Annotated in this window: 9 protein-coding genes and 3 pseudogenes; 9 read left to right on the top strand and 3 right to left on the bottom strand. The window is 63.3% G+C overall.

Annotated features, from left to right (window positions below):
* The first annotated feature begins 98 nt into the window (after positions 1 to 98).
* The 6 genes from NR111_RS17805 (at position 99) to NR111_RS17780 (ending at position 3,476) form a co-directional block, all read left to right on the top strand.
* A complete protein-coding gene (locus NR111_RS17805; protein ID WP_206474892.1) occupies positions 99 to 380 on the top strand; it encodes an XRE family transcriptional regulator in 282 nt (93 codons plus the stop codon).
* Between the two features lie 173 nt (positions 381 to 553).
* Entirely contained in the window at positions 554 to 640 is an 87-nt protein-coding gene (mftA, locus tag NR111_RS17800) for a mycofactocin precursor MftA (protein WP_067716580.1), read from the top strand.
* A 1-nt stretch (position 641) separates the two neighbouring features.
* A complete protein-coding gene (gene mftB, locus NR111_RS17795; RefSeq protein ID WP_067718209.1) occupies positions 642 to 968 on the top strand; it encodes a mycofactocin biosynthesis chaperone MftB in 327 nt (108 codons plus the stop codon).
* Positions 965 to 2,218, top strand: coding sequence for a mycofactocin radical SAM maturase (gene mftC, locus NR111_RS17790; protein WP_067718211.1), 1,254 nt, complete (start codon positions 965 to 967; stop codon positions 2,216 to 2,218). The genes mftB and mftC overlap by 4 nt, the downstream gene beginning before the upstream one ends.
* Before the next feature lie 115 nt (positions 2,219 to 2,333).
* A complete protein-coding gene (locus NR111_RS17785; RefSeq protein WP_156523614.1) occupies positions 2,334 to 2,474 on the top strand; it encodes a hypothetical protein in 141 nt (46 codons plus the stop codon).
* Positions 2,475 to 2,504: 30 nt separating this feature from the next.
* Positions 2,505 to 3,476, top strand: coding sequence for an NADPH:quinone oxidoreductase family protein (locus tag NR111_RS17780; protein ID WP_067718214.1), 972 nt, complete (start codon positions 2,505 to 2,507; stop codon positions 3,474 to 3,476).
* A gap of 479 nt (positions 3,477 to 3,955) precedes the next feature.
* On the opposite strand, the gene NR111_RS18850 is transcribed toward NR111_RS17780, so the two are convergent.
* Positions 3,956 to 4,225 carry a transposase gene (locus NR111_RS18850; RefSeq protein ID WP_082924011.1) on the bottom strand — a complete coding sequence of 90 codons (270 nt, stop codon included), beginning with the start codon at positions 4,223 to 4,225 and terminating at the stop codon, positions 3,956 to 3,958.
* Between the two features lie 120 nt (positions 4,226 to 4,345).
* A pseudogene (locus tag NR111_RS17775) lies at positions 4,346 to 4,516 on the bottom strand (IS256 family transposase); the annotation flags it as partial.
* Between NR111_RS17775 and NR111_RS17770 the strand changes: the two are divergent.
* The 3 genes and pseudogenes from NR111_RS17770 to NR111_RS17760 form a co-directional block, all read left to right on the top strand.
* Positions 4,511 to 4,660, top strand: a pseudogene (locus tag NR111_RS17770) (transposase); the annotation flags it as partial. The pseudogenes NR111_RS17775 and NR111_RS17770 sit on opposite strands and share 6 nt — an antisense overlap.
* Before the next feature lie 503 nt (positions 4,661 to 5,163).
* On the top strand, positions 5,164 to 6,288 hold the full coding sequence (locus tag NR111_RS17765; RefSeq protein ID WP_006897512.1) for an NDMA-dependent alcohol dehydrogenase: 1,125 nt from the start codon (positions 5,164 to 5,166) through the stop codon (positions 6,286 to 6,288).
* Positions 6,289 to 6,379: 91 nt separating this feature from the next.
* The gene (locus tag NR111_RS17760; protein ID WP_006897513.1) at positions 6,380 to 7,861 is read left to right on the top strand and encodes an aldehyde dehydrogenase; all 1,482 of its coding nucleotides are present in this window, start codon (positions 6,380 to 6,382) and stop codon (positions 7,859 to 7,861) included.
* A 118-nt stretch (positions 7,862 to 7,979) separates the two neighbouring features.
* Here the strand turns inward: NR111_RS17760 and NR111_RS17755 are convergent.
* A pseudogene (locus NR111_RS17755) lies at positions 7,980 to 8,875 on the bottom strand (ISL3 family transposase); the annotation flags it as partial.

Raw genomic sequence — 8,875 nt, 5'->3', positions numbered from 1 at the left:
GCCCCTGCCTGCCGACTCGAATACGCATGAATCTAATACGCAGACCTTCCACCTAAGGGTGTCGAGTTGTCGATCGTGCGAACTCGACACCTCCCCTAATGGCTCGCAGCTCGTTTGAACTCGGGCTGCGCCTGACCTGCGAGCAGGTGCGCATCGCGCAGATGATCCGAGGTCGGTCCGATGGCGAATCCGGGATCACCCGCCAGAATCTGCACCTGTGGCGCACCCACGGTCTGCGCGGCCTGCCGGCCCGAACCACGCTCGACGGCATGGCCGCTGAACTACGTCTCCCGTATGTCCGGGTTCTCGAGGCGGCCCTACGCGATGCCGCCTACCTTGGCGCCGCCGGCCATGTGGCCACCATCGAACAAGACGCATAACTCTGGGCCGTGGAAATTTCTTCGGGTGCGTCAGAACTCATAATGCCCAGCCCTAACCGACTTCGAAAGCAGACGCCAGTGCCGTGATCCTTGCCATTGGCACCCTGTGTCAATATGATGTAGATCTCACCCAAGTGGTGAAGCGCACATCTGGTTCGACGAGAGGAATCGTCGTGGAGAACACGCAGAACACCGAGGTCGTGCTGGAAGAGGCCCTCATCGAAGAGGTCTCGATCGACGGCATGTGCGGGGTCTACTGAAATGACGTCCGCAGCAGCGCCGGCCGACGCCGAACAGGAAGCCGCCACAGCGGCCTTCGATCTCGATGCCGACTGGCGCCTGCACCCCGGAGTGGCGTTGCGGCCTGTGCCGTTCGGGGCCCTGCTCTACCACTTCCACACCCGCAAGCTCAGCTTCCTCAAGTCGCCGACCATCGTCGAGGTGGTCCGCATCCTGGCCGACCACCCCACGGCGCGCGCCGCGTGCGCTGCCGCCGGTGTGCCGATCGACGATCCGGGTACCGCAAGGCTGTACCTACACGCGCTCGGCCAGCTCGCCGCCTCGCGCATGATCGAGGAGACCTCATGACCAGCACGCTGAACCGCCCGGCGGCCACCGCGCCGACCACGACCGCGCCCGCTCCCGTCGGCCGTCTCGTGGACCAGTTCGAGCGCGGGCTCGACGCGCCGATCTGCCTGACCTGGGAGCTCACCTACGCCTGCAACCTGGCGTGCGTGCACTGCCTGAGCTCGTCGGGTAAGCGCGACCCCCGTGAGCTGAGCACCGAGCAGTGCAAGGCGATCATCGACGAGCTGCAGAAGATGCAGGTCTTCTACGTCAACATCGGCGGTGGCGAGCCCACCGTCCGCCCGGACTTCTGGGAGCTCGTCGACTACGCCACGAGTCATCAGGTCGGGGTCAAGTTCTCCACCAACGGCGTGCGGATCGACGAGAAGGTGGCGCAGCGACTGGCCGCCAGCGACTACGTCGACGTGCAGATCTCCCTGGACGGCGCCACGGCCGAGGTCAACGACGCGGTCCGCGGGCCGGGGTCGTTCGACATGGCGGTCCGGGCCCTGGAGAACCTCCAGAACGCCGGGTTCACCGACGCCAAGATCTCGGTGGTCGTCACCCGGCAGAACGTCACCCAGCTCGACGAGTTCAAGGCCCTGGCGGACCGGTACGACGCGACGCTCCGGATCACCCGACTGCGTCCCTCCGGCCGCGGCGCCGACGTCTGGGACGAGCTGCACCCGCTCCCCGAGCAGCAGCGGGGTCTCTACGACTGGCTGGTCGCGAACGGCGAGAACGTCCTGACCGGCGACAGCTTCTTCCACCTGTCCGCCTTCGGCGACGGCCAGGGTTCGCTGCCCGGCCTCAACCTGTGCGGTGCGGGTCGCGTGGTGTGCCTGATCGACCCGATCGGCGACGTCTACGCCTGCCCCTTCGCCATCCACGACAACTTCCTGGCCGGCAATGTGGTGGCCGACGGGAGCTTCGAGTCGGTCTGGCAGACCTCTGAGCTCTTCCGCGAGCTGCGCGAGCCCCAGTCCGCCGGGGCGTGCGCGTCCTGCGACTTCTACGACAGCTGCCGGGGCGGCTGCATGGCGGCCAAGTTCTTCACCGGCCTGCCCATGGACGGCCCGGACCCGGAGTGCGTCCAGGGATACGGCGAGGGACTGCTCGAGGCCGAGCGGAATATCCCCCCGGCGTCGCAGGATCATTCCCGCGTGAACGGACTGGCCGCGCGCAAGCAGCCCACGGGTCCCGTGCCGCTGACGCTCATCACCACCCCGCCGCGCCGGCCCAGGAGCCTGTGCGACGAGTCGCCGGTCTGACCGACCGCTCCCGAACCCCCGAAAAAGGAGGCCCCCGAGAATGTGGCTCGTCGCGTGGGGCCCCATCGTCCGAATTCTGCCCAACGTTGCGCGTTGAAATGGTCGGGCCACGCCATTGGCCGCCGCGATCGAATCCACTCGCCAGCGGGAGGACGGCGGGGTCCAGTACACGGTGTCCGTGCGCGTGGACATCGAGGGCCAGGACCGGCCGGCGATGATCGGCCAGACGGTCTACCTCGTCTACCCGACTCCATGATCCGCCAACCCATCACCGAAGGAGACGCGCGTGCGCGCTTTCGTCCTCAGCGACTACACCGGCCCGGCCGGTCTCGCCCTCACCGATATCGACCCGCCAACCCCAACAAATGACGAACTGCTGCTGGAGGTCCATTCAGTGGGAGTGAACTTTCCGGACCTGCTCATGACCCGCGGCCAGTACCAGCACCGACCGGAACTGCCGGTCGTGCCGGGGTGCGAGATCGCCGGCACTGTCGTGGCTGCTCCGGCAGCGTCGGGCTGGGCTCCCGGAGACCGCGCGGCCGCCTTCGTGTGGGAGGGCGGATTCGCCGAGCAAGCCGCCGTCCCGCTGAATGCGGTGGTGCGTATCCCCGACCGGGTGGACTTCGACTTCGCTGCTGCGATGGTCGTGAACTACCACACGGTGCACCTCGCCCTCTCCCGCCGCGGAAACCTGCAGTCGGGCGAGACGGTTCTGGTCATGGGCGCCGGCGGCGGCGTCGGCACCGCGGCGATCCAGGTGGCGGCGGGGCTCGGGGCGCGGGTGATCGCCGGGGTCTCAAGCGCCAGCCGGGTCGACATCGCGGTGGCCGCCGGTGCGGCGGAGACCATCGTGCTGGAACCCGGGTTCTCCGCAGAGGTCCGAGAGCGGACCGGCGGCCGCGGCGTGGATATGGTGCTCGACCCGGTCGGCGACTGGCTCTTCGACGAGTCCGTCCGGGCCCTGGCCCCCGAGGGGCGCGTGCTCGTGGTGGGATTCGCGGCCGGCCAGATCCCCTCCATCAAGGTCAACCGGCTACTCCTACGCAACGCCGGTGTGCTCGGCGCGGCCTTCGGCGCCTTCGTGGGCTTGGACCCGGATCTCATGCGCACCCAAGCCGAGTCCCTCGATCCCATGGTCGAGGCCGGGCTGGTAAATCCACATATCGGTGCGCGCTACTCCTTCAACGAACTGCCCACCGCTCTCGCGGATCTCGGGAAGGGGGGCATCCGCGGCAAGGCGGTGGTGCAGGTCAGGTGACAAACTCCGATAACCGGGCTGCGCGGTCATACACAATTCGGCAGGACCGGGCACGGGCCCATTCCTCGAGCAGGATGCGGTTGTAGCGCTCGCAACATGGCTGGGTTCGCTCAGCATCGTTCCGCCAGGCAGTGCCCCCGTTCGCAAACTTCTCACGCCGAGACTTCGTCACTTGGCCCCTTCACGCCTCATTGCAGTGGTATCAAGGACGGCAGTGCCGTGGCTCGCCGAGCGAGGCTGTGCACGCAAAGTCCGGGGGACTTATCTGCTGCAATACGACAGACTCCCAGTGTCCTACGCATTACCCAACGAATTAATGGCGCAGCGCTCGGTGTCAATCTCTTTTGAACTTCTGTTTGATCTAAGCGGCGAGTAGCTGTTCGACTGTGCTCGTCGCGGCGGGTGCTTGGGTGACGGCCGACCTTGACCATTGTCCATCTCCACCATGAACTGCTTGGTGTTGCGTTGACGACTTGAGTCTAAATCGGCTTTTTAGGGACGCGTTTTCCATCTTCAACTTGCGGTTCTGCTCTTCCAGCGCCTCCAGCCGGCCATGATCGGCCGGACGGAGGCCGAGCCCGGGTTCCGGGTTGTCTTGGCGGTGTTTTTGCACCCAGTTTCCCAACGTGCCGGGGTTGGATCTCCAGCTCCCCGGCGACCTCGGCGATGGAGCGCTCGGACTGGATAACCAATTGCACGGCCTCAGCCTTGAACTGCGGTCTGAACTTCCGACGTGATCGTGGTGCCATGAGCTTGATCCTCTCGCATCAAGCGGCTGTCCAAGATTTTTGGTACACCCCAAGGCGGCTCCGGGCGTGTCAAGGTTTCCTGCGTAAGGGGCCGGTCAGCTAGCCCGCTCTGCCGGGTGGTCAGAGTGGGAGTCGGTTGGGGAACTGCACGGCGAAGGCGTTCACCGCTCGGTGCCATCCCTGGGTGCCGGTGCCGAATTCGCCACCGCGGGTGGTCTCGATGTTCCGGATGCCCAGGTAGATCAGCTTGATCGCCGCCTCGCTTGAGGGGAACGAGTCCCGAATCTTGGTGCTCATGTGGTCTCTCACGCCTTGGTGGTGGCGACCGGGGTTTCGATCGATGGGGCCCGCGAGATGCTCGGTGCCGTGGTCGGCGACAGTGAGTCGTTTGACTTCTGGCGCGAGTTCCTGGTCCGGCTCAACACCCGCGGGTTGGCGGAGGCGCGACGGGGTGGATGGTGTCGTGGACGAAGTCTTGACCGGAGGCCGTTGGTTCGCTCTGAATGTGCGCCGCACTGTTTGGCATAAATGTACTGAACGGTCTCTTTGTGGAATCTCAGTCCCACCGAGAGGCTGGATGAACCCTTGTCAATCCTTGTAGGCGAGGTATCGCGTCACGCCAACAGATCCGGTACCAATCGGTACGATATTGCTTGCGGCAAGATGTGGTCTGTGTTCTACTTGTGGCGCAGGACACAGTCGTCCGTTTGGGAGTGGCAGCGCGTGGTGGGTCAGCCGAGTGGGCCTGGCTTGTTCGCTCAAACAACCTCAGCGAGAGAAGGTTGGCTATGACAGCGACTGCTATCAGGGATGGTGGTTCTCCACACACTGAATCGGCCAGCGTGTAGCAAATTTTGACATCCCCATTTGTTCCTATCAACCTCCTTGGCCGCGCGGAGCGACTGAGGAATATCGAGAAGAGACAGGAGATTTTTCTGATGAAAACACGAGGCGCGATTTGCTGGGAGCCTGGCGCGAACAAGGGTTGGTCAGTCGAAGAGATCGAACTGGGTGATCCTCGGCCTGATGAAGTACGAGTCAAACTCGCAGCGTCGGGGCTCTGTCATTCGGACGACCATATCGACTCCGGCATCTTTGTCGGCTTGGAGCCTATGGTCGGTGGACACGAAGGCGCCGGAATCGTTGAGGAAGTCGGCTCCGCAGTCAAGGGAATCGTGCCGGGCGACCACGTCGTGCTGGCGTTTATCCCCTCCTGCGGCCGTTGCTACTCCTGTGTCAGTGGACATTCGCATCTTTGCGATCTCGGAGCCCACCTCTTCGGAGGAGTGGCGCTCTCGGACGGGACCCACCGGGTCCAAGCGCGTGGCAAAGGCGTAGGGACGATGTGCTTGCTGGGAACCTTCTCCCCGTATGTTGTTGTCCACGAGGACAATGTCATCAAGATCCGTGACGATGTTCCGCTTGATCGGGCCGCGCTCGTAGGGTGTGGCGTCACGACGGGGTGGGGTTCGGCATTTCACACCGCGGGCACCCAGCCCGGAGACACGGTGGCCGTGATTGGCGTCGGCGGAATCGGCATGAACGCAGTACAAGGTGCCCGCCTCGCAGGTGCCAAGAACATCATTGCGATCGACACTGTGGCTTACAAACGAGAGCGCGCCAAGGAGTTCGGCGCAACGCATGTGGCCGCAAGCATGGAGGAAGCCCTGCCCCTTATCGCGGAGCTAACTCGGGGCACCCTGGCGCATCGGGCCATCCTGACCACCAGCGTTGCTGAGGGCGAGCTGGTGGAGCCAGCACTGAAGCTGGTCGGCAAACGGGGAGTGCTGGTTCTGACCTCGAGTGCACCGGGCGATCAAATCAAGGTCGACCTGGATCTGTTAACCCTCACCTTGTACGAGAAGGAAATCCGCGGCGGTCTGTTCGGATCATCGAATCCCCGCATTGATATCCCCCGCCTGCTCGACTGGTATATGGAGGGAGAACTCAAGCTCGACGAACTGGTCACTACTACCTACACCCTCGACCAGGTTAACCAAGGATACAAAGACATGTTGGATGGCAAAAATTTGCGCGGCATCATCACCTACGAAGAGGCTTGAGTTTCATGACCAGCACCACACACCACAGGACACTTTCCTGGGCTAAGGAAGCTGAGTACACATTCAAGTTCAGAAAGTTGGTTCTGGGAACATGACGCACTACTCACTCTTCATTGACGGCAAGTCTGTCGATACCGACGAAACCTATGACGTGGTCAGCCCGGGTGATGGCACGGTGATTGCCACGCTAGCCAAGGGAGGAACCGCGGAGGTCGACGCTGCGGTCGAAGCCGCCGCAGCGGCTTTCGCCAGCAGCGGCTGGCGCGAAACTCCGATGCATGAGCGGGCGGCGGTAATCGACCGCGCAGCGGATGCGATCGAAGCCCGCGCCGAAGAAATCAGTTTGCTCGCCTCGCGAGAGAACGGCACACCGGTCAGGCTCGCTCAAGGTCTCTCTGTCGGCTTCCCAGTCATGCATATCCGCTACTTTGCCGACCTGGCGCGACGACACGTCACCGATCAGCCGACCATGGTAAGCGGCAGCGTAGTCGGCATCATTCGTCGTGAACCGATTGGCGTCGTCGCAGGAATCGTTCCGTGGAACTTTCCACTGCTCCTCACGGTGTGGAAGTCGATCCCGGCAATCGCAGCGGGCAACTCTGTCGTGCTCAAGGCCGACGAGAAGACGCCGTCAACGGCTCTCATCTTGGCCGAGGTGCTCAAGGCTGCGGGATTGCCCGATGGCGTATTCAATGTCATCACTGGTGATGGAGCCGAAGTCGGTGGGCATCTTACCAAGCACCCAAAGGTCCGGAAGGTCTCATTCACGGGGTCCACTGCCACTGGACGGACGGTCATGGCGAACGCTGCAGAGCGTGTCAAGAAGGTCACCATGGAACTCGGCGGAAAGGGAGCAAACATCGTGCTCCCCGACGCCGACCTCGACCTGGCGGTAGACGGATCACTCTGGGCCTTCTTGGTCCACGCCGGCCAAGCATGTGAATCCGGCACCCGGTTGTTCGTCCACCGAACCATCTATCGCGAGTTCGTTGATCGCCTTGTCCAGCGCGCATCGCAGCTCACTATCGGTGATCCCACAGATATGAGCACCGACATCGGACCCTTGATGAACCGAGCTCAGCGGGAACGCGTGGAAGGGTTCATTGACAGCGGTAAGAAGGATGGGGCAACCGTCGCATTCCAGGCCGAACTTCCTGCTGACCTGAACAGGGAAGGCATGTGGGTTCCTCCGACAATCTTCACCGACGTCACACCTGACATGAAGATCACTACGGAGGAGATTTTCGGCCCTGTGGTCTCAGTGATGGCATACGACGATATCGATGCCGTCGTGGCAGAGGCCAACACCAGTGAGTACGGACTCTCGGCCGGCGTTTGGACCACCGACTATACGGTCGCAATGGACCTAGCGCATCGACTTGAGGCTGGCACCGTATGGATCAATGACTGGCACGCCCTGTCAGGCCAACTGCCGTTCGGAGGTGTGAAGCAGAGCGGATTCGGCCGTGAGATGGGCCCGAATGCCATCAACGAGTACACCAATGAGAAGTCGATTGCAATTGACTACTCGGGCCGCGATGCCCGCGCGGCGTGGGGACTTACTATCCCGTAAGAAGAATTGTTCGGAATTCTGACCCACTGAGAGTGCCTCGCAACGAAAACTTCGTTGCGAGGCACTCTCGATCCGTCTCGCCCCGGCGGACCCCTCCAGTTAACCGGCCCTTCCGGAATCAGAGTGCATTGATCCGGTCCTGAAGCTGACCGGAGTGGATCAGTGACCGCAAGATGTAGTGGTTGAGGTTTCGGAAGCCCAGGGCGATTCCGCGCAGGTGCTCGAGGCGACCGTTGATGGCCTCGACCGGGCCGTTGGAAGCCCGGGTGTCGAAGTATGCCAGGATCTCGCGGTGGCGCTTCCAGAGAGAGCGTCCGAGCTGCGCGAGCTCCGGGAGTTCCTTGGGTACGCCGGACCGGATCGAGCGCAGGAGTTTGTACATCGCAATCTTGCCCTCCCGTCTGCCCGAGGCCTCGTATGCAGTGATGAGTCGCTGGTAAACGCCATAGGTGACCTCCACCGCCGCGTGCGCATCGTGGGCGGTGAACGCCTTGAACAGGCGGACCTTCTGTTTGTCGGTCAGCAGTTCGACCCGAGTGCGCAGGGTCCGGCGGATCCCGTAAAGGGGATCGCCGGTGCGGCCGCGGTGCCCCGTGGTGGCCTGCTGGATGCGTTGGCGGCACACGGTGAGCTTGTCGGCGGCAAGCTGCACGACGTGAAATGGATCCATCACCGTCCGAGCAGCGGGCACGGTTTTGGCGGCGGCGGCGTGGTAGCCGGCGAATCCGTCCATCGTGACAACCTTGACTCGGTCACGGAACACCTGGTCGCGGGCATCGAGCCACTCGGTGAGCACCTTCGCCGAGCGCCCGGGGACCATGTCCAGCAGGCGCGACGGGCCGGTGCCGTCCACCACCGGGGTCAGGTCGACCAGGACGGTGACGAACGAAGACGAACCGTCGCCGCGGACGTGTTTCCGCTTGTGCTAATCGACCCCGAGAACGCGGACGCCGTCGAAGTGGCAGATAGGGCTAGTGGGTACGCCTAGTCCGGCGATCCGGTACTTCGATTCCG

This window comes from Dietzia sp. Die43 (assembly GCF_024519835.1).
GTDB classification, from domain to species: domain Bacteria; phylum Actinomycetota; class Actinomycetes; order Mycobacteriales; family Mycobacteriaceae; genus Dietzia; species Dietzia kunjamensis.
Note: the sequence above shows the minus strand (reverse complement) of the source record. Positions and strands in the feature narration are given on the sequence as shown.

Coding starts and splice junctions, on each gene's coding strand:
- mftB (WP_067718209.1), top strand. CDS start 642: ATGACGTCCGCAGCAGCGCCGGCCGACGCCGAACAGGAAGCCGCCACA.
- NR111_RS17760 (WP_006897513.1), top strand. CDS start 6,380: ATGACGCACTACTCACTCTTCATTGACGGCAAGTCTGTCGATACCGAC.
- NR111_RS17765 (WP_006897512.1), top strand. CDS start 5,164: ATGAAAACACGAGGCGCGATTTGCTGGGAGCCTGGCGCGAACAAGGGT.
- NR111_RS17805 (WP_206474892.1), top strand. CDS start 99: ATGGCTCGCAGCTCGTTTGAACTCGGGCTGCGCCTGACCTGCGAGCAG.
- NR111_RS18850 (WP_082924011.1), bottom strand. CDS start 4,225: ATGGCACCACGATCACGTCGGAAGTTCAGACCGCAGTTCAAGGCTGAG.
- mftC (WP_067718211.1), top strand. CDS start 965: ATGACCAGCACGCTGAACCGCCCGGCGGCCACCGCGCCGACCACGACC.